This window comes from Citrobacter sp. MGH106 (genome assembly GCF_001037495.1).
Classification (GTDB): domain Bacteria; phylum Pseudomonadota; class Gammaproteobacteria; order Enterobacterales; family Enterobacteriaceae; genus Citrobacter; species Citrobacter murliniae.
The window spans coordinates 547,897-567,870 of sequence record NZ_KQ089823.1; the positions used below are offsets into that span (position 1 = coordinate 547,897).

General features: G+C 51.7%; 17 protein-coding genes, 2 tRNA genes and 1 rRNA gene. 17 read left to right on the forward strand and 3 right to left on the reverse strand.

The genetic code is table 11. The annotated features are described in order from the left end of the window. Position 1 precedes the first annotated feature (1 nt). From ubiJ to tatD, 6 genes are all read left to right on the forward strand, one after another. Positions 2-607 carry a ubiquinone biosynthesis protein UbiJ gene (gene ubiJ, locus SK36_RS22145; RefSeq protein ID WP_045449146.1) on the forward strand — a complete coding sequence of 202 codons (606 nt, stop codon included), beginning with the start codon at positions 2-4 and terminating at the stop codon, positions 605-607. After that, complete coding sequence (ubiB, locus tag SK36_RS22150) at positions 604-2,244, forward strand: ubiquinone biosynthesis regulatory protein kinase UbiB (protein ID WP_045449149.1); 1,641 nt, start codon at positions 604-606, stop codon at positions 2,242-2,244. Before ubiJ ends, ubiB begins: the two co-directional genes overlap by 4 nt. 78 nt (positions 2,245-2,322) lie before the next feature. Further along, positions 2,323-2,577 (forward strand): Sec-independent protein translocase subunit TatA, encoded by a 255-nt coding sequence (gene tatA, locus SK36_RS22155; protein WP_045449152.1) that lies wholly within the window; start codon positions 2,323-2,325, stop codon positions 2,575-2,577. Between the two features lie 3 nt (positions 2,578-2,580). Beyond that, positions 2,581-3,129, forward strand: coding sequence for a Sec-independent protein translocase protein TatB (tatB, locus tag SK36_RS22160; protein ID WP_045449154.1), 549 nt, complete (start codon positions 2,581-2,583; stop codon positions 3,127-3,129). Between the two features lie 2 nt (positions 3,130-3,131). After that, positions 3,132-3,923, forward strand: a complete 792-nt coding sequence (gene tatC / locus SK36_RS22165) for a Sec-independent protein translocase subunit TatC (protein ID WP_045449155.1) — start codon at positions 3,132-3,134, stop codon at positions 3,921-3,923. Between the two features lie 41 nt (positions 3,924-3,964). Further along, the gene (tatD, locus tag SK36_RS22170) at positions 3,965-4,747 is read left to right on the forward strand and encodes a 3'-5' ssDNA/RNA exonuclease TatD (RefSeq protein ID WP_048223305.1); all 783 of its coding nucleotides are present in this window, start codon (positions 3,965-3,967) and stop codon (positions 4,745-4,747) included. 6 nt (positions 4,748-4,753) lie between these two features. Here the strand turns inward: tatD and rfaH are convergent, their stop codons facing one another. Next, on the reverse strand, positions 4,754-5,242 hold the full coding sequence (gene rfaH, locus SK36_RS22175; RefSeq protein WP_045449160.1) for a transcription/translation regulatory transformer protein RfaH: 489 nt from the start codon (positions 5,240-5,242) through the stop codon (positions 4,754-4,756). Between the two features lie 204 nt (positions 5,243-5,446). Here rfaH and ubiD point away from each other — a divergent pair, with 204 nt between their 5' ends. The 4 genes from ubiD to SK36_RS22195 all read left to right on the forward strand — a co-directional run bounded on the left by ubiD (position 5,447) and on the right by SK36_RS22195 (position 9,901). Continuing rightward, positions 5,447-6,940: a 4-hydroxy-3-polyprenylbenzoate decarboxylase gene (gene ubiD / locus SK36_RS22180; RefSeq protein ID WP_045449162.1), complete on the forward strand. Its 1,494-nt coding sequence runs from the start codon at positions 5,447-5,449 to the stop codon at positions 6,938-6,940. Between the two features lie 40 nt (positions 6,941-6,980). Further along, positions 6,981-7,682: an NAD(P)H-flavin reductase gene (fre, locus tag SK36_RS22185; RefSeq protein ID WP_045449163.1), complete on the forward strand. Its 702-nt coding sequence runs from the start codon at positions 6,981-6,983 to the stop codon at positions 7,680-7,682. Between the two features lie 292 nt (positions 7,683-7,974). Continuing rightward, entirely contained in the window at positions 7,975-8,913 is a 939-nt protein-coding gene (locus tag SK36_RS22190; protein ID WP_045449165.1) for an ROK family protein, read from the forward strand. Between the two features lie 7 nt (positions 8,914-8,920). Further along, positions 8,921-9,901 carry a LacI family DNA-binding transcriptional regulator gene (locus SK36_RS22195; RefSeq protein ID WP_048223308.1) on the forward strand — a complete coding sequence of 327 codons (981 nt, stop codon included), beginning with the start codon at positions 8,921-8,923 and terminating at the stop codon, positions 9,899-9,901. A 152-nt stretch (positions 9,902-10,053) separates the two neighbouring features. Here SK36_RS22195 and fadA read toward each other — a convergent pair whose 3' ends face one another. Both fadA and fadB read right to left on the reverse strand, forming a co-directional pair. After that, positions 10,054-11,217: an acetyl-CoA C-acyltransferase FadA gene (fadA, locus tag SK36_RS22200; protein WP_048223310.1), complete on the reverse strand. Its 1,164-nt coding sequence runs from the start codon at positions 11,215-11,217 to the stop codon at positions 10,054-10,056. 9 nt (positions 11,218-11,226) lie between these two features. Continuing rightward, complete coding sequence (gene fadB / locus SK36_RS22205) at positions 11,227-13,416, reverse strand: fatty acid oxidation complex subunit alpha FadB (RefSeq protein WP_048223313.1); 2,190 nt, start codon at positions 13,414-13,416, stop codon at positions 11,227-11,229. Positions 13,417-13,605: 189 nt separating this feature from the next. Between fadB and pepQ the strand changes: the two genes are divergently transcribed. From pepQ to SK36_RS22240, 7 genes are all read left to right on the forward strand, one after another. Next, positions 13,606-14,937 carry a Xaa-Pro dipeptidase gene (gene pepQ / locus SK36_RS22210; RefSeq protein WP_048223315.1) on the forward strand — a complete coding sequence of 444 codons (1,332 nt, stop codon included), beginning with the start codon at positions 13,606-13,608 and terminating at the stop codon, positions 14,935-14,937. Further along, complete coding sequence (locus tag SK36_RS22215; protein ID WP_048223317.1) at positions 14,937-15,551, forward strand: IMPACT family protein; 615 nt, start codon at positions 14,937-14,939, stop codon at positions 15,549-15,551. Before pepQ ends, SK36_RS22215 begins: the two co-directional genes overlap by 1 nt. Positions 15,552-15,589: 38 nt before the next feature. Continuing rightward, positions 15,590-17,041: a Trk system potassium transporter TrkH gene (gene trkH, locus SK36_RS22220; RefSeq protein WP_045449175.1), complete on the forward strand. Its 1,452-nt coding sequence runs from the start codon at positions 15,590-15,592 to the stop codon at positions 17,039-17,041. Between the two features lie 11 nt (positions 17,042-17,052). Then, a complete protein-coding gene (hemG, locus tag SK36_RS22225; protein WP_045449176.1) occupies positions 17,053-17,598 on the forward strand; it encodes a menaquinone-dependent protoporphyrinogen IX dehydrogenase in 546 nt (181 codons plus the stop codon). A 374-nt stretch (positions 17,599-17,972) separates the two neighbouring features. Continuing rightward, positions 17,973-19,514: ribosomal RNA gene (locus SK36_RS22230) — 16S ribosomal RNA — on the forward strand. 70 nt (positions 19,515-19,584) lie between these two features. Further along, positions 19,585-19,661 (forward strand) — tRNA-Ile (locus SK36_RS22235). A 105-nt stretch (positions 19,662-19,766) separates the two neighbouring features. Next, a tRNA-Ala gene (locus tag SK36_RS22240) sits at positions 19,767-19,842 on the forward strand. Positions 19,843-19,974 lie beyond the last annotated feature (132 nt).

The window sequence follows — 19,974 nt, forward strand, 5'->3', positions numbered from 1 at the left end:
GATGCCTTTAAAACCCTTAGTGACCGCAGGAGTTGAAAACCTACTCAACACCTTTCTGTACCGTTCGCCTGCGCTGAAATCAGCCCGAACGCGTCTGCAGAGCAAGGTGCTGCGTGTGGATCTCAAAGGATTTTCGACACCGTTAGTCCTGGTGTTTAGTGAGCGCCAGGTCGATGTGCTGGGGGCCTGGGAAGGCGAAGCCGATTGCACCGTGATCACACATGCCAGCGTTTTACCGAAATTACGTGACCGGCAGCAACTCACAACCCTTATTCGTAGCGGCGAGCTGGAAGTTCAGGGCGATATTCAGGTGGTACAGAACTTTGTCGCTCTGGCTGACCTTGCAGAGTTTGATCCTGCTGAACTGTTAGCGCCCTATACCGGCGATATCGTCGCGGAAGGGGTCAGCAAAGCCCTGCGTGGTGGGGCGAAGTTTCTGTGTCACACCATGCAACGTCAGCAGCGTTACGTTGCCGAAGCGATCACTGAAGAGTGGCGTATGGCTCCTGGTCCGCTTGAGGTTGCATGGTTCGCGGAAGAAACGGCAGCCGTTGAGCGTGCGGTTGAATCTCTGGCCAAACGGCTGGAAAAACTGGAGGTCAAATGACGCCAGGTGAAGTACGGCGCCTTTATTTCATCATTCGCACTTTTTTAAGCTACGGTCTTGATGAACTCATCCCCAAAATGCGTATTACGCTGCCGCTTCGGTTGTGGCGTTACACCTTGTTCTGGATGCCTAATCGGCATAAAGAAAAGCCACTGGGTGAGAGACTGAGACTGGCGTTGCAAGAATTGGGGCCAGTGTGGATCAAGTTTGGTCAAATGCTCTCCACCCGTCGTGACCTTTTCCCTCCGCATATCGCCGATCAACTGGCACTGTTGCAGGATCGTGTTGCCCCCTTTGATGGACAAAGAGCAAAACAGCAAATTGAAGAAGCAATGGGTGGGTTACCCGTTGAGGCATGGTTTGATGATTTTGAGATCCAGCCACTGGCATCTGCGTCCATTGCACAGGTACACACGGCCCGACTGAAATCGAATGGTAAAGAGGTCGTGATCAAGGTTATTCGCCCGGACATTCTGCCGGTTATCAAAGCGGATTTAAAACTGATCTATCGCCTTGCCCGTTGGGTTCCTCGCTTGCTGCCTGACGGTCGCCGTTTGCGGCCGACGGAAGTGGTTCGCGAATATGAGAAGACATTAATTGATGAGTTGAATTTGCTGCGTGAATCGGCGAATGCTATTCAATTGCGCCGCAATTTTGAAGACAGCCCAATGCTGTACATCCCGGAAGTGTATTCCGACTATTGCAGTCAGAACATGATGGTGATGGAGCGTATTTACGGTATCCCCGTTTCGGATGTTGCAACGCTTGAGAAGAACGGCACCAACATGAAGTTGTTGGCCGAGCGCGGTGTGCAGGTCTTCTTTACTCAGGTATTCCGTGACAGTTTTTTCCATGCCGATATGCATCCTGGCAACATTTTTGTCAGCTATGAACACCCTGAAAATCCAAAGTACATCGGCATAGATTGCGGGATTGTTGGCTCATTAAATAAAGAAGATAAACGCTATCTGGCTGAAAACTTCATTGCGTTCTTTAATCGTGACTACCGTAAGGTTGCAGAGCTGCATGTAGATTCTGGCTGGGTTCCACCGGATACCAACGTCGAAGAATTTGAATTTGCTATTCGTACCGTCTGCGAGCCGATATTTGAAAAGCCGCTGGCGGAGATTTCATTTGGTCACGTGCTGCTGAATCTGTTTAATACGGCACGTCGATTTAACATGGAAGTCCAGCCCCAACTGGTGCTGTTGCAGAAAACACTGCTGTATGTTGAAGGCGTTGGGAGACAGCTTTATCCGCAGTTGGATTTGTGGAAGACGGCCAAGCCATTTCTTGAATCCTGGATTAAAGAGCAGGTCGGAATTCCCGCCCTTGTCAGGGCATTTAAAGAAAAAGCACCGTTCTGGGTCGAAAAAATGCCAGAAATACCTGAACTGGTGTATGACAGTTTGCGCCAGGGCAAATATTTACAGCACAGTGTTGATAAGATTGCGCGCGAGCTTCATGCGAATCACGTCCGTCAGGGACAATCTCGTTATTTATTGGGTATTGGCGCGACGTTGTTGTTAAGTGGGACATTCTTGCTGGTAAGCCGTCCTGAGTGGGGGCTTATGCCTGGTTGGTTAATAGCGGGCGGCGTCATTGCCTGGCTGATCGGCTGGCGCAAAATGCGCTGAATTTTTCATCGCTCAAGGCAGGTCGTGTAACGTATACTACGGCCTTATTAATTCATCATCTATGACAGAGGAACATGTATGGGTGGTATCAGTATCTGGCAGTTGTTGATCATTGCCGTCATCGTTGTGCTGCTATTCGGCACCAAGAAACTCGGCTCCATCGGTTCCGATCTTGGTGCGTCTATTAAAGGCTTCAAGAAAGCGATGGGAGATGATGAACCCAAGCAGGATAAATCCAGTCAGGACGCTGATTTTACTGCTAAATCCATCACCGATAAGCAGGGCGAAGTGAAAAAAGAAGACGCCAAAAGCCACGATAAAGAGCAGGTATAATCCGTGTTTGATATCGGTTTTAGCGAACTGTTATTGGTGTTCGTGATAGGCCTCATCGTATTGGGGCCACAACGATTGCCGGTTGCGGTAAAAACGGTCGCGGGCTGGGTTCGTGCGTTGCGTTCCCTTGCAACTACTGTTCAGAATGAACTGACCCAGGAGCTTAAGCTTCAGGAGTTTCAGGACAGCCTGAAGAAGGTTGAGAAAGCGAGCCTGACAAATCTGACGCCGGAGCTGAAAGCATCGATGGATGAATTGCGTGAAGCTGCAGAGTCGATGAAGCGTTCTTACAGCGTTAACGAGCCTGAGAAAGCGAGCGATGAAGCGCACACTATCCATAATCCGGTGGTGAAAGATAGCGAAGCGCAGCATGAAGGGGTTACTCCTGCTTCCGCTGAAACGCAGGCCAGCTCGCCGGAGCAAAAACCGCAATCCACGGGTACCAGGACATCTGAATCGACGGAAACCGCGTCCGAAACAGTGATGGACGCTGAAAAGAAAACCGCCGCGCCTGTTGTCGAATCCTCCCCATCGTCGAGTGATAAACCGTAAACATGGCTGTAGAAGATACTCAACCGCTCATCACGCATCTTATTGAGCTGCGTAAGCGACTCCTGAACTGCATTATTGCCGTAATGGTAATCTTTTTGGCGTTGGTTTATTTTGCCAACGACATTTACCATATGGTTGCGGCACCGCTGATAAAACAGATGCCGCAGGGTGCGACGATGATCGCCACGGATGTGGCCTCGCCGTTTTTTACCCCGATAAAACTCACTTTCATGGTGTCGCTGATCCTTTCAGCGCCAGTGATCCTGTATCAGGTATGGGCGTTTATTGCTCCTGCTTTGTATAAGCATGAGCGTCGCCTTGTTGTGCCGTTACTGGTTTCCAGTTCGTTGCTGTTCTATATCGGTATGGCATTTGCCTACTTTGTCGTCTTCCCGTTAGCCTTTGGTTTCCTTGCTAATACGGCACCGCAAGGCGTACAAGTATCGACAGATATTGCCAGTTACCTTAGCTTCGTGATGGCGCTATTTATGGCTTTTGGGGTCTCTTTTGAGGTTCCTGTTGCCATTGTGCTGCTGTGCTGGATGGGTATTACGACGCCTGATGACTTGCGTAAGAAACGTCCATACGTTGTTGTCGGTGCATTTGTCGTGGGGATGTTACTGACCCCGCCAGATGTCTTCTCGCAAACGCTGTTGGCAATACCAATGTACTGCCTGTTTGAAGTGGGCGTTTTCTTCTCCCGTTTCTATGTCGGTAAGCGACGTACGCGAGACGAAGATAACGAGGCTGAGAATGCAAAAGAAGCTGAAGCCACCGAGAAAACCGAAGAATAAATTCAACCGCCCGTCAGGGCGGTTGTCATATGGGAGGAAGCATGTTTGATATTGGCGTTAATTTAACCAGTTCACAATTTGCGAAAGACAGGGATGAGGTTGTAGCGCGCGCCTTTGCGGCCGGTGTTCACGGTATGCTTCTGACCGGAACGAACCTGCATGAAAGCCAGCAGGCGCTAAAGCTGGCGCAGCATTACCCGAATTGTTGGTCCACAGCCGGCGTCCATCCGCATGATAGTAGCCAGTGGCAATCCTCAACCGAAGAAGCGATAGTCGCTCTGGCAAACCAGTCTGAAGTGGTCGCCATTGGTGAATGCGGTCTGGATTTCAATCGTAATTTCTCCACGCCACAAGAGCAGGAGCGGGCTTTTGAGGCACAACTGCGCATTGCCGCTGAACTGCAGATGCCAGTTTTCATGCATTGCCGGGATGCGCATGACCGTTTTCTGGCATTGCTGGAGCCCTGGCTGGACAGCATTCCAGGCGCGGTACTGCATTGCTTCACCGGTTCACGTCAGGAGATGCAGGACTGCGTGGACAGAGGGCTTTATATTGGTATTACCGGATGGGTCTGCGATGAGCGTCGGGGGATGGAGCTTAGGGAGCTGTTACCTTTTATTCCGGTAGAGAGGCTCCTGATCGAAACTGATGCGCCTTATTTACTGCCCCGCGATTTAACACCTAAACCGTCTACACGGCGTAATGAGCCGGCCTACCTGCCGCACATTCTTGAACGGATTGCACACTGGCGCGGGGAAGATCCTCAATGGCTATCAACAACAATCGACTCCAACGTGAGAACGCTGTTTGAAGTTACCTTCTAAGGTAGATTAAATTTTTCGAAAACCGGTATTTTTCACGCTCTGCTTAACCTCTTTATTCAACAGGTTAAGCAGAAGCATAGAGCGTGCTTCGCCATCAGGTTCAGTGAAGATCGCTTTCAATCCTTCAAATGCACCTTCAGTGATAATCACATAGTCCCCTGGATAAGGGGTTTCCGGATCAACAATACCCTCGGGTTTGTAGATGGAAAGCTGGTGAATAACTGCAGAGGGAACCGTCGCTGGTGTTGCTCCAAAGCGTACAAAATGGCTGACGCCACGCGTGGCATTGATCGTCGTGGTGTGGATCACTTCCGGGTCGAATTCGACAAACATGTAATTAGGGAAAAGTGGCTCACTGATTGTGGTACGTTTGCCGCGCACCATTTTTTCCAGGGTGATCATAGGCGTCAGGCAGTTCACCGCCTGCCTTTCCAGGTGTTCCTGGGCACGCTGAAGTTGCCCGCGTTTGCAGTACAGTAAATACCAGGATTGCATAATAACTCTTATCCGCTTGTTCTGAGCGCAAGCATAACAAAAGCCATGCGCTAAGTTAATTATACCCGACTTAAAGCAACTCGAAATCCGTTGGGTATATACTCCCGGGGCTTAGATGTACCGCCAGAGTTCACGCTAATTTAACAAAAATACAGCATCGCAATGATGAACGCCGTATAATGAAGCGCTTACGAAGAGGCCACAATGGACGCCATGAAATATCACGATTTACGCGACTTCCTGACGCAACTTGAGCAGCAAGGCGAGCTCAAACGCATCACGCTTCCGGTGGATCCCCATCTGGAAATCACAGAAATAGCCGATCGCACCCTGCGTGCTGGTGGGCCTGCGTTGCTGTTTGAGAATCCCAAAGGCTATTCAATGCCAGTGCTGTGTAACCTGTTTGGCACGCCGAAGCGTGTTGCCATGGGAATGGGACAAGAAGATGTCTCTGCGTTGCGGGAAGTGGGTAAGTTGTTGGCGTTTTTGAAAGAGCCTGAGCCGCCAAAAGGATTTCGCGATCTGTTTGATAAGCTGCCGCAGTTCAAGCAGGTACTGAACATGCCGACTAAGCGGTTACGCGGTGCGCCTTGTCAGCAAAAAATCTATTCAGGCGATGATGTCGATCTAAACCGTATTCCGATAATGACCTGCTGGCCGGAAGATGCAGCTCCGCTGATCACCTGGGGACTCACCGTAACGCGGGGCCCCCATAAAGAGCGACAGAATCTGGGTATTTACCGCCAGCAGCTGATTGGCAAAAATAAACTCATCATGCGCTGGCTTTCTCATCGTGGCGGCGCGCTTGATTATCAGGAGTGGTGTGCGGCTCATCCAGGCGAACGTTTCCCGGTTTCCGTTGCGCTGGGCGCTGATCCGGCAACGATTCTGGGGGCCGTAACGCCAGTACCTGATACGTTATCGGAATACGCTTTTGCGGGCTTGTTACGTGGTACCAAGACCGAAGTGGTTAAATGTATTTCCAACGATCTCGAAGTTCCTGCCAGCGCGGAGATTGTGTTGGAAGGGTATATAGAGCCGGGAGAAATGGCGCCGGAAGGCCCGTATGGCGACCATACAGGCTACTACAATGAGGTGGATAGCTTCCCTGTTTTCACCGTTACACACATTACTCAGCGTGAAGATGCGATTTATCACTCGACTTACACCGGCCGTCCGCCAGATGAGCCTGCGGTACTAGGCGTGGCGCTGAACGAAGTTTTCGTGCCTATTCTGCAAAAACAATTCCCGGAAATCGTCGATTTTTACCTGCCGCCGGAAGGCTGCTCTTATCGACTGGCCGTAGTGACGATGAAAAAGCAGTACGCTGGCCATGCTAAACGCGTCATGATGGGTGTTTGGTCGTTTTTACGTCAGTTTATGTACACCAAATTTGTTATTGTCTGCGATGATGATGTCAACGCACGTGACTGGAACGATGTGATTTGGGCAATTACCACCCGTATGGACCCGGCAAGGGATACGGTTCTGGTAGAAAATACGCCAATTGATTACCTGGATTTTGCCTCGCCGGTTTCCGGCCTTGGTTCAAAAATGGGACTGGATGCCACAAATAAATGGCCGGGTGAAACCCAACGTGAGTGGGGACGCCCGATTAAAAAAGATCCTGAAGTGACTGCGCGTATTGACGCAATTTGGGATGAATTGGCCATCTTTAATGACGGCAAAAGCGCCTGAGGCGCGATCATTTTGCCTATTGATCCGACAGAGAGAGCGCATGACAACCTTAAGCTGTAAAGTGACCTCGGTAGAAGCTATCACTGACACCGTATATCGCGTTCGTTTAGTGCCAGACGCGGCGTTTTCCTTTCGTGCTGGTCAGTATTTAATGGTCGTGATGGATGAACGGGATAAGCGTCCGTTTTCCATGGCATCTACACCGGATGAGCACGGATTCATTGAGCTGCACGTTGGCGCCTCTGAGCTAAATCTTTATGCCATGGCCGTTATGGATCGAATTCTGAAAGACCGGGAAATTAAGGTCGATATTCCACACGGTGAAGCCTGGCTGCGTGATGATGAAAATCGTCCGCTGATCCTGATCGCTGGCGGTACAGGGTTCTCTTATGTGCGCTCAATTCTGCTAACAGCACTGGCGCGTAATCCAGACCGTGATGTCACGATTTACTGGGGCGGGCGAGAAGAGAAGCATCTTTATGATCTCTCCGAGCTGGAAGCCCTGTCAGTTAATCACCCTAATCTGCGCGTTGAGCCAGTGGTGGAACAACCTGAAGCGGGTTGGCGTGGTCGCACAGGCACAGTATTAACCGCTGTATTGCAGGATTACGGTACCCTGGCGGAACATGATATCTATATCGCCGGACGTTTTGAGATGGCAAAAATCGCACGCGACCTGTTTTGCAATGAACGCAGCGCGCGTGAAGACCGCCTGTTTGGCGACGCTTTCGCATTTATTTAAGCAGGGTGCGCCGGAGCTTTTCCGGCGCATTCAGGTCGTTAATGCCCGATCACTCACTCCCTGAATTGCTGAGATTGCTGGTTCGGTCTCTGTGAATCTCCCCGTTCGTGACGAATTACCCTCATCGTTATTTTTTAGTAAACACAGGTGTTCTGCCTTGACGCTCTATTTGCCATGTTTTTATATAAAAACTATCGTCAAAATTCTATTTTGTGATGTCTGTCTTTGTGTTTAGTAAACAAAAAAGTCAGTCTGTGCAGAGATAATTCTGCGTCAAGCGAATGGGGGAATCATGAGGCTCGGACTGGATATTGGTGGGACTAAAATCGAAGCAGTGGTGATTGATAACACGGGTGAGATTATTTACCGCGAACGATGCAGTACACCAAAGCAGAGCTACGGCGATTTTTTCCGGGTCGTCACGGACGCTATCGTGAAAGCCATGAAGACCGTTAATCGACCATTATCAGTCGGTGTGGGTGTGCCCGGCGCAGTCGACAGTGATGGGTTAATAAAAAACTCCAATATTCTGGTGCTCAATCAACAACCCTTCGCACGCGATCTTGAGCAGGCGCTGGGAATACCTGTGCCCGTAACCAACGACGCCAACTGTTTTACGTTGTCGGAGGCCATGGACGGAAGCGGACGCGGGTATGGAGTAGTGTTTGGAGTGATCCTTGGTACGGGATGCGGTGGTGGATTGTGTGTCGATAACCGTTTGATCTCAGGCCCTAATGCCTGTGCGGGAGAGTGGGGACATAATGCGCTACCGCGTTACAATGAAGAGCGGGACGGCGCGGCGGTAACGTGCTATTGCGGGCAGTTAAACTGTATTGAGAGTTTTATTTCGGGCAGCGGCCTGGAGCGTCAGTACCTGAATCACACCACGCAACATGCCGGTGTTCCTCAAATAATGAAACGGGTCGAGTCTGGTGACGTAGACGCCTGCCTGCTATGGGAGCGCTACTGCGATCAATTAGCCCGAGCGTTAGCTGGCGTGGTCAATACGCTTGATCCAGATGTTATCGTGTTGGGCGGCGGAGTATCCAATATTGGCATACTCTATTCAGGCTTACAGGCGCGGGTGGCACAGTACGTATTTGGAAAACAGTGCCGCACGCCGATTGTCCAGGCTCGTCACGGCGACAGCAGCGGCGTACGTGGTGCCGCCTGGCTGGGTGCACAACAGCCTGCGACCGCAACTACCCGTATGATGACGCACGATCAATGAGAGTGAAATGACGAAACCTGTACGAATCAGAGATATTGCCGAAGCCTGCGGTGTGTCGGTTGGCGCTGTTTCCCGCGCACTAAAAGGGCAACCGGGACTGCGTGAGGATACCCGATTGCGCATTATTTCCGTGGCGGAACAGCAGGGCTACGATTTCTCCCGTCTGCGTAGCGATAAACTCAGGCGCGTCCTGTTTTTGTTGCATCGCCAGCACAACATTAGTCGGGCATTACCGTTTTATTCACCGCTGTTGTTGGGCATAGAAGAAGTATGTCGTGATCACAATATTGCGCTGAGCTTTCTCTCTATTGGCCCTGGTGACGCAGTGGGTGAACAGGTGATGCTGCATCAGCCTGATGCGCTGATCTGTGCCGGATTTTTTGAGCCTGAACTGCTTGGGCTACTGCAACAAATGAAGCTGCCAATGGTACTGGTGGATTTGTGGGTGCCTGGTTTGCCATGCGTCAATCCGGATAATACCCAGGGTGGCTATCTGGCCACTCGACATCTAATCGAACAAGGGCGCAGTCGCATTGCCTTTCTTGCCAGCACACTCTCTCATTACAGTATTCGCCAGCGTGAGAAGGGCTATCGCCAGGCGCTGTATGACGCTCGTCTACTGATGCCGCCAGAGTATGAAGCCATTGCACCACCGCTTCTGGATACTGAACAATCACTGGTCGAGGCGGTCAACGAATTGTTCAGGTTGCCCGAGCCGCCCGATGCCATTTTTGCTTATAACGATGCGGCAGCGCTGGTGGTTCAGCGAGTGTGTGCGCAGCAAAGTATACGTATCCCGGAAGATCTTTCACTGGTAGGGTTTGATGATATTGATGCCGCAGCCTGGTCACATCCACCGCTGACCACCATTGCCGTTGATAAACAGCAACTGGGGCGTGAAGCACTGCGTTTGTTGTTGGAAGAACAGCAGGAACAGAATTTGTTGCTACCCGTGCAGTTAGTGGTCCGTACCAGTTCTGTGAAATAAAAAACCCGCCCCTGACAGGCGGGAAAAACGGCAACTAATTGTTATACAGTGGCGCTGTCGTTGCAGACCGGATAAGACGATATTGCGTCGCCATCCGGCATGGTTGCCGGGGCATTTCGCTTACCCGACCTGCAATAGATGACACTCTCTGATTAAACTCGCTCAAATACTGTCGCGATCCCCTGACCCAACCCGATACACATCGTCGCCAGACCAAACTGCACGTCTTTGCGCTCCATCAGGTTCAGCAGGGTGGTGCTGATACGTGCACCGGAACATCCCAGTGGATGACCCAGTGCGATCGCGCCGCCGTTGAGGTTGATCTTCTCGTCAATCTGCTCCATCAGTCCCAGATCTTTAATGCATGGAAGGATCTGCGCGGCAAAGGCTTCGTTCATTTCAAACAGACCGATATCGCGGGTGGAGAGCCCTGCTTTTTTCAGCGCCAGCTTTGAGGCCGGGACCGGGCCATAACCCATGATTGAGGGGTCGCAGCCGACAACCGCCATTGAACGAATACGGGCGCGTGGTTTCAGACCCAGTTCACGAGCGCGGCTTTCACTCATCACCAGCATGGCAGCTGCGCCATCAGAGAGAGCTGAAGATGTTCCGGCAGTAACTGTACCGCTGACTGGGTCGAACGCCGGGCGCAGGGTGGACAGCGCTTCGACGGTGGTTTCCGGGCGGATAACTTCATCGTAGTTAAACTGTTTCAACACGCCGTCAGCATCGTGGCCACTGGTCGGGATTATTTCATTTCTGAATGCGCCAGACTGTGTCGCTGCCCAGGCCCGGGCGTGTGAGCGTGCGGCGAAGGCATCCTGCATTTCACGGCTGATACCGTGCATACGGGAGAGCATTTCTGCCGTCAGGCCCATCATTCCCGCCGCTTTAGCTACGTTGCGACTCATACCCGGATGGAAATCGACGCCGTGACTCATGGGGACGTGGCCCATATGCTCCACGCCGCCAACCAGACACGCTTGTGCATCGCCGGTCATGATCATGCGTGCCGCGTCGTGCAGTGCCTGCATGGATGAACCGCACAGGCGATTGACCGTTACTGCCGGGACGGAGTGCGGAACTTCTGCCAGCAGCGCGGCGTTACGGGCGATGTTGAACCCTTGCTCCAGCGTCTGCTGTACGCAGCCCCAGTAAATGTCATCGAGAGCCGCAGGATCAAGCGCGGGATTACGCGCCAGCAGGCTACGCATTAAATGTGCGGAGAGATCTTCTGCCCGCACGTTACGAAACGCCCCCCCTTTCGAACGGCCCATCGGGGTACGGATCGCATCAACAATTACAACCTGTTCCATTGTGACTCCTTAAGCCGTTTTCAGGTCGCCAACCGGGCGGGCAGGCTCAACCTGGGGATAATACGGTTCGTTATGACGTGCTTTATTGCGCAATCCTTCCGGGACGTCATACAGCGGACCGAGGTGCTGATACTGTTGCGCCATATCGAGATATTTCGCGCTGCCGAGTGTATCCAGCCAGCGGAACGCACCGCCATGGAACGGAGGGAAGCCCAGGCCGTAAACCAGCGCCATATCTGCCTCTGCTGGACTGGCAATAATGCCTTCTTCCAGGCAGCGGACCACTTCGTTGACCATCGGGAGCATCATGCGGGCGATAATCTCTTCATCGCTAAAATCGCGCTTCGGCTGACTGACATCTGCCAGCAGACTATCAACAGTGGCATCCTCTTCTTTCTTCGGTTTACCTTTGTTGTCTTCTTTATAGCGCCAGAAGCCGAGGCCGTTTTTCTGTCCAAAGCGACTGGCGTCAAATAATGCGTCAATCGCGTCGCGATAATCTTTTTGCATGCGTTGTGGGAAGCCTGCTGACATGACTGCCTGCGCGTGATGGGCGGTATCAATGCCGACGACATCCAGCAGATATGCCGGACCCATCGGCCAGCCAAACTGTTTCTCCATCACTTTATCGACTTTGCGGAAGTCCGCTCCATCACGCAGTAGCTGGCTGAAACCAGCAAAGTACGGGAACAGCACACGGTTAACGAAGAAGCCGGGGCAGTCGTTGACCACAATCGGCGTCTTACCCATACGGCTTGCCCAGGCGACAACTTTGGCGATGGTTTCATCCGAGCTTTTTTCACCGCGAATGATCTCTACCAGAGGCATACGGTGCACCGGGTTAAAGAAGTGCATGCCGCAGAAGTTTTCCGGACGCTTCAGAACGCTGGCCAGTTCACTAATTGGAATAGTGGAGGTGTTTGAGGCCAGCACGGTATCATGGCGAACCTTCTCTTCGGTCTCTGCCAGTACTGCTTTTTTCACTTTCGGATTCTCAACGACCGCTTCCACTACCACATCTACGCGCTCAAAGCCGGTATAGTCGAGGGTGGGATGAATGGTTGAAATCACGCCTGCCATTTTCAGACCATCAATCTTGCCGCGCTCAAGCTGTTTGTTCAGCAGTTTGGCGGCTTCAGTCATACCAAGCGTCAATGATTTATCATTGATGTCTTTCATGATAACCGGCACACCTTTCCAGGCAGACTGGTAAGCGATACCGCCGCCCATAATGCCTGCGCCCAATACTGCGGCCTGCTTCGGTGCCTCAATGTCTTTAGTCAGCTTCTTCGCTTTTGCTTTTACGTACTGATCGTTGAGGAAGATACCGACCAGCGCGCGTGCTTCACTGGTGTGCGCCAGTGGCACAAAGCTTTTATTTTCCAGATTCAGTGCTTCTTCACGACCAAAGCGTGCTGCGGCTTCAATCGTTTTTACCGCGGTGATGGGGGCAGGGTAATGTTTACCTGCAGTCTGCGCGACCATGCCTTTGGCGATGGTAAAACTCATTGCGGCTTCAATTTTGCTGAGTTTCAGTGGTTCCAGTTTCGGCTGGCGTTTGGCCTTCCAGTCGAGGTCGCCGTTGATTGCCTGACGTAATACAGCCATCGCGCCATCAAGCAGTTTTTCCTGCTTAACAATGCCATCGACCAGGCCAACTTTCAGTGCCTGCTCAGCGCTGATATCTTTACCCGCCGCAATAATTTCCAGCGCGCTGTCGGCGCCCAGTATACGTGGCATACGCACAGAGCCGCCAAAGCCCGGCATAATGCCCAGCTTCGTTTCCGGCAGACCGATACGCAGGTCCGGCGTTGCCAGACGGTAATCGGTCGCCAGCACGCACTCGCAACCGCCGCCCAGCGCATAACCGTTTACGGCGGCAATGGTTGGCACCGGTAAATCTTCCAGCCGGTTAAAGACGCTGTTGGCAAAATGCAGCCACTGGCTTAGCTGCTCTTCAGGAACAAGAAACAATGAAAGGAATTCGGTGATATCGGCGCCAACAATAAAGGCCGCTTTATTCGAGCGCAGCAGCAGACCTTTTAAATCTGTCTGCTTTTCCAGCACATCAAGCGCATGGCCCAGGCTGGCTACGGTTGCCGTATCGAGTTTGTTGACCGAGCCAGGGGCATCGAACACCAGTTCGGCGATGCCATCTTCCAGCCAGTCGAGGTACAGGGTGTCGCCTTTGTAAAGCATGTCAGTCTCCTGAATCCGCAAGGTGATCTGGTCATACCAGATGAATCGAAGTGTGTGTTTTATGTTAATAAAATGCAAATGAATGATTAAAGAAATGACGATTCGATCACGCTCGGCAGAAATCACGCAGCTACAGAACGATGTGCTAAGATGCGGTGACTTGAGGTCAAAAAAACAGAAGGGTAAATAATGGAATCACTGGCCGCACTCTATAAAAATCATATTGTTACCTTACAGGAACGGACCCGCGATGCGCTGGCTCGTTTTAAGCTGGATGCGTTACTTATTCACTCCGGCGAGCTGTTAAACGTTTTTCTCGACGATCATCCATATCCGTTTAAGGTTAATCCGCAGTTTAAAGCCTGGGTACCTGTCACGCAGGTTCCTAACTGTTGGTTGCTGGTAGATGGCGTTAATAAGCCTAAATTGTGGTTCTACTTGCCGGTCGACTACTGGCACAACGTTGAACCGCTACCGACCTCTTTCTGGACGGAAGAAATTGACATTATTGCGCTGCCAAAAGCCGATGGTATTGGCGGCCAACTGCCAGCTGCACGCGGTAATATTGGTTATATCGGCCCGGTTCCTGAGCGTGCGTTGCAACTGGACATCGCTGCCAGCAATATCAACCCGAAAGGGGTGATCGACTATCTTCATTATTATCGTGCGTATAAAACGGATTACGAGCTGGCCTGTATGCGTGAAGCGCAGAAAATGGCGGTGAGTGGGCATCGTGCGGCAGAAGAAGCCTTCCGTTCCGGGATGAGCGAGTTCGACATTAACCTGGCCTATTTGACTGCCACGGGTCATCGTGACACCGACGTGCCTTACAGCAATATCGTGGCCCTCAACGAACATGCCTCCGTACTGCATTACACCAAACTGGATCACCAGGCGCCGTCAGAAATCCGCAGTTTCCTGCTGGATGCTGGCGCAGAATACAACGGTTATGCGGCAGACCTGACGCGAACCTGGTCGGCGAAAAGCGACAACGACTATGCGCAACTGGTGAAGGACGTTAACGACGAAGAACTGGCGCTGATTGCAACCATGAAGGCGGGCGTCAGCTATGTGGATTATCACATTCAGTTCCATCAACGTATTGCAAAGCTGTTGCGTAAACATCAAATCATCACCGGTATGAGTGAAGAGGCGATGGTAGAGAACGATCTCACCGGGCCGTTTATGCCGCACGGCATTGGCCACCCGCTGGGGCTGCAGGTTCATGATGTTGCTGGCTTTATGCAGGATGACAGCGGTACACACCTTGCTGCACCATCAAAGTATCCCTACCTGCGCTGTACGCGAGTGCTGCAGCCGGGCATGGTCCTGACTATCGAGCCGGGTATTTACTTTATCGAATCGCTGCTGGCGCCATGGCGCGAAGGGCAATTCAGCAAGCACTTTAACTGGCAGAAAATTGAAGCGCTGAAGCCGTTCGGTGGTATTCGTATTGAAGATAACGTGGTTATCCACGAGAGCAATGTCGAAAACATGACGCGGGATTTAAAACTGGCGTAATGGACAGTTGGTTAATCCCTGCGGCGCCGGTTAGCGTTGTTGAAGAGATCAAAAAAAGCCGCTTTATTACTCTGCTCGCGCATACGGATGGTGTGGAAGCGGCGAAAGCCTTTGTTGAGTCAGTTAGAGCGGAACACCCGGACGCGCGCCACCATTGTGTGGCGTGGGTGGCGGGTGCGCCGAATGATTCGCAACAGCTGGGATTCTCGGATGATGGTGAACCAGCGGGGACGGCAGGGAAACCGATGCTTGCTCAACTGATGGGGAGCGGTGTCGGTGAAATTACCGCCGTGGTGGTACGCTACTACGGCGGTATTCTTCTCGGTACGGGTGGGCTGGTGAAAGCCTACGGCGGCGGCGTGAATCAGGCTTTACGTCACTTAACAACGCAGCGCAAGACGCCATTAACCGAATATACTTTGCAGTGTGAGTACGGCCAGTTGGCTGGCATTGAAATATTGTTGGGGCAGTTTGACGGTAAAATAATTTCCAGTGATTACCAGGCATTTGTTCGGCTCAGGGTAGCGCTTCCTTATGCGAAAGTGGATGAATTTTCGGCAAAGCTGGCGGATTTTAGTCGTGGTTCATTGCAATTGTTAGCGATTGAAGAATAATCCCCACCTCATTTTGAAGAATTAAGGAAGCGGCAGAGATGCATTTTCGCGCCATTACCCGAATCGTTGGACTACTGGTCATCTTATTTTCGGGGACAATGATCCTCCCCGGACTGGTCGCTCTCATCTACCGTGATGGTGCGGGTCGTGCATTTACGCAAACTTTCTTTGTCGCGCTGGCAATTGGTTCCATGCTGTGGTGGCCGAACCGTAAGGAAAAGGGTGAACTGAAATCCCGCGAAGGGTTTCTGATCGTCGTCTTGTTCTGGACCGTGCTGGGCAGCGTGGGTGCGCTACCATTTATCTTTTCCGAAAGTCCTAACCTCACGATTACTGATGCGTTTTTCGAATCCTTTTCGGGGTTAACAACGACAGGTGCGACGACGCTGGTGGGGCTGGATTCATTGCCGCACGCCATTCTCTTTTATCGCCAAATGTTGCAATGGTTTGGTGGTATGGGGATCATCGTGCTGGCGGTCGCTATCCTGCCTATTCTTGGCGTCGGTGGTATGCAGCTCTATCGGGCAGAAATGCCTGGGCCGCTCAAAGATAATAAAATGCGTCCGCGTATTGCTGAAACGGCAAAAACGTTATGGCTTATCTATGTACTGCTGACGATTGCATGTGCGCTGGCGCTATGGTTTGCCGGGATGCCGGCGTTTGATGCCATTGGGCACAGTTTTGCCACCATTGCTATTGGCGGCTTCTCTACACACGATGCCAGTGTTGGCTATTTCGACAGCCCCACTATTAACACGATTATTGCTATCTTTTTACTGATCTCCGGCTGTAACTATGGCCTGCACTTCTCTTTATTAAGTGGGCGTAGTTTAAAGGTCTACTGGCGCGACCCGGAATTTCGCATGTTCATCGGTGTGCAGTTGACGCTGGTGGCTGTCTGTACGCTGGTGCTGTGGGTACACAACACCTATGGTTCGGCGCTAACGACGATCAATCAGGCCTTTTTCCAGGTAGTATCAATGGCGACCACCGCAGGGTTTACTACGGACAGTATTGCCCGCTGGCCGCTGTTCCTACCGGTACTGTTGCTGTGTTCTGCATTTATTGGTGGCTGTGCTGGCTCAACGGGCGGTGGTTTGAAGGTCATTCGTATCCTGCTGCTGTTTAAGCAGGGTAACCGGGAACTCAAAAGGCTGGTCCACCCCAATGCGGTTTACAGTATTAAACTGGGTAATCGTGCGCTGCCGGAACGGATCCTTGAAGCGGTATGGGGATTCTTCTCAGCCTATGCGCTGGTGTTTATTATCAGTATGCTGGCAATTATAGCGACCGGTGTGGATGACTTCTCAGCATTTGCCTCTGTTGTTGCGACCCTGAATAACTTGGGACCAGGGCTGGGCGTTGTTGCCGACAACTTTGCCAGTATGAACCCAGTGGCGAAATGGATCCTGATTGCCAATATGCTATTTGGTCGTCTCGAGGTCTTTACTTTGCTGGTACTCTTTACCCCTACCTTCTGGCGTGAATAACGGAGTAACACGTGAAAACACTGATTCTTTTTTCTTCCCGGGATGGACAAACGCGCGAAATCGCCGAGTATCTGGCTTCTGAACTAAAAGAACTGGGCGTCTGGGCCGATGTTGTGAATCTGCATCGCACCGAAGAGCCTGACTGGAAAAACTATGACAGCGTGGTGATTGGTGCATCAATTCGCTACGGTCATTACCATACTGCTTTTCAGGAGTTCGTGAAGAAGCATGCCACGCGGCTGAATGCGATGCCGAGTGCGTTCTACTCCGTTAACCTGGTTGCTCGTAAGCCGGAAAAGCGTACCCCGCAGACCAACAGCTATGCGCGCAAGTTTCTGATGAGCTCGCCGTGGCGACCAGACCGCAGTGCGGTGATTGCCGGAGCTTTACTTTATCCTCGTTATCGTTGGTATGACCGTGTCATGATCAAACTGATTATGAAGATGTCGGGCGGTGAAACGGATACAAGTAAAGAAGTCGTATATACCGACTGGGAACAGGTCGCGATTTTTGCGCGGGAAATTGCCCAATTAACCAACAAAGCGTTGTTAAAATAAACGCAAAGAATAAAAAATACGCAGTCGGAAGATTATTTTAAATTTCCCCTTGTCAGCCTGAAATAACTCCCTATAATGCGCCTCCACTGACACGGAACAACGGACTACAGGCCGCCGGGTCAGCGGGGTTCCACTGAGAACTTCGCGGAGAAAAGCAAAAATAAATGCTTGACTCTGAATGAGGAAAGCGTAATATACGCCACCTCGCGACAGAGCGCTAAAGCGCGTCGCAACTGCTCTTTAACAATTTATCAGACAATCTGTGTGGGCACTCAATGATACGGATTCTTAATGTCGCAAGACGAAAAATGAATACCAAGTCTCTGAGTGAACACGTAATTCATTACGAAGTTTAATTCACGAGCATCAAACTTAAATTGAAGAGTTTGATCATGGCTCAGATTGAACGCTGGCGGCAGGCCTAACACATGCAAGTCGAACGGTAGCACAGAGGAGCTTGCTCCTTGGGTGACGAGTGGCGGACGGGTGAGTAATGTCTGGGAAACTGCCCGATGGAGGGGGATAACTACTGGAAACGGTAGCTAATACCGCATAACGTCGCAAGACCAAAGAGGGGGACCTTCGGGCCTCTTGCCATCGGATGTGCCCAGATGGGATTAGCTAGTAGGTGGGGTAACGGCTCACCTAGGCGACGATCCCTAGCTGGTCTGAGAGGATGACCAGCCACACTGGAACTGAGACACGGTCCAGACTCCTACGGGAGGCAGCAGTGGGGAATATTGCACAATGGGCGCAAGCCTGATGCAGCCATGCCGCGTGTATGAAGAAGGCCTTCGGGTTGTAAAGTACTTTCAGCGAGGAGGAAGGTGTTGAGGTTAATAACCTCAGCAATTGACGTTACTCGCAGAAGAAGCACCGGCTAACTCCGTGCCAGCAGCCGCGGTAATACGGAGGGTGCAAGCGTTAATCGGAATTACTGGGCGTAAAGCGCACGCAGGCGGTCTGTCAAGTCGGATGTGAAATCCCCGGGCTCAACCTGGGAACTGCATCCGAAACTGGCAGGCTAGAGTCTTGTAGAGGGGGGTAGAATTCCAGGTGTAGCGGTGAAATGCGTAGAGATCTGGAGGAATACCGGTGGCGAAGGCGGCCCCCTGGACAAAGACTGACGCTCAGGTGCGAAAGCGTGGGGAGCAAACAGGATTAGATACCCTGGTAGTCCACGCCGTAAACGATGTCGACTTGGAGGTTGTGCCCTTGAGGCGTGGCTTCCGGAGCTAACGCGTTAAGTCGACCGCCTGGGGAGTACGGCCGCAAGGTTAAAACTCAAATGAATTGACGGGGGCCCGCACAAGCGGTGGAGCATGTGGTTTAATTCGATGCAACGCGAAGAACCTTACCTACTCTTGACATCCAGAGAACTTAGCAGAGATGCTTTGGTGCCTTCGGGAACTCTGAGACAGGTGCTGCATGGCTGTCGTCAGCTCGTGTTGTGAAATGTTGGGTTAAGTCCCGCAACGAGCGCAACCCTTATCCTTTGTTGCCAGCGGTCCGGCCGGGAACTCAAAGGAGACTGCCAGTGATAAACTGGAGGAAGGTGGGGATGACGTCAAGTCATCATGGCCCTTACGAGTAGGGCTACACACGTGCTACAATGGCATATACAAAGAGAAGCGACCTCGCGAGAGCAAGCGGACCTCATAAAGTATGTCGTAGTCCGGATTGGAGTCTGCAACTCGACTCCATGAAGTCGGAATCGCTAGTAATCGTGGATCAGAATGCCACGGTGAATACGTTCCCGGGCCTTGTACACACCGCCCGTCACACCATGGGAGTGGGTTGCAAAAGAAGTAGGTAGCTTAACCTTCGGGAGGGCGCTTACCACTTTGTGATTCATGACTGGGGTGAAGTCGTAACAAGGTAACCGTAGGGGAACCTGCGGTTGGATCACCTCCTTACCTTAAAGAACCGTTCCTTGTAGTGTCCACACAGATTGTCTGATGAAAATTAGCAGTAAGAAATCTCTGCAGGCTTGTAGCTCAGGTGGTTAGAGCGCACCCCTGATAAGGGTGAGGTCGGTGGTTCAAGTCCACTCAGGCCTACCAAATTCGCTCCCGCGCTTTGTTGTGCCAAAGCTCGCATACTTCAGTATGCTTCGCTTCGCCACGCCGCGCCCGGAAACGAATTGAGGTGAACGAGATGACTTCGATGGGGCTATAGCTCAGCTGGGAGAGCGCCTGCTTTGCACGCAGGAGGTCTGCGGTTCGATCCCGCATAGCTCCACCATTACTTACTGCAAAAATACCAAGAAAACTTCAGAGTGTACCTGAAAAGGTTCACTGCGAAGTTTCGCTCTTTAAAAATCTGGATCAAGCTGAAAATTGAAACGACACACTGTGTCTGTTCTCCGTAATAAGA